Source organism: Pseudomonas sp. JV245A (genome assembly GCF_032424515.1).
Lineage (GTDB): Bacteria > Pseudomonadota > Gammaproteobacteria > Pseudomonadales > Pseudomonadaceae > Aquipseudomonas > Aquipseudomonas protegens.
Genome location: NZ_VYKE01000626.1, coordinates 1 through 290, shown reverse-complemented (window position 1 = coordinate 290; position 290 = coordinate 1). Strand labels below are relative to the sequence as shown.

General features: G+C 65.9%; 1 protein-coding gene. It reads left to right on the top strand.

Features of this window, described 5'->3' with window-relative positions; all coding sequences use genetic code 11:
• Positions 1-290 (top strand): class I SAM-dependent methyltransferase (locus F6S12_RS33340; RefSeq protein WP_315870066.1); only part of this gene is annotated, 290 nt, incomplete at both ends.

Here is a 290-nt window from a genome sequence, read left to right as displayed (position 1 = left end):
GGACCTGGGCTGCGGCTATGGCTGGTTCAGCCGCTGGGCCAGCGAGCACGGTGCCCGCCAAGTAGTCGGCCTGGACGTTTCGCAGAAGATGCTGGCCACCGCCCGCGCCACCACCTCGGCACCCAATGTGCAGTATCAGCAAGAGGACCTGGAGCAACTGCGCCTGCCCGCCTGCAGCTTCGACCTGGCCTATAGCTCACTGGCCCTGCACTACATAAAGGATTTGCCCGGCCTGTTCGCCCAGGTCTATGCGGCCCTGGTACCGGGGGCGCGCCTGGTGTTCTCCATCG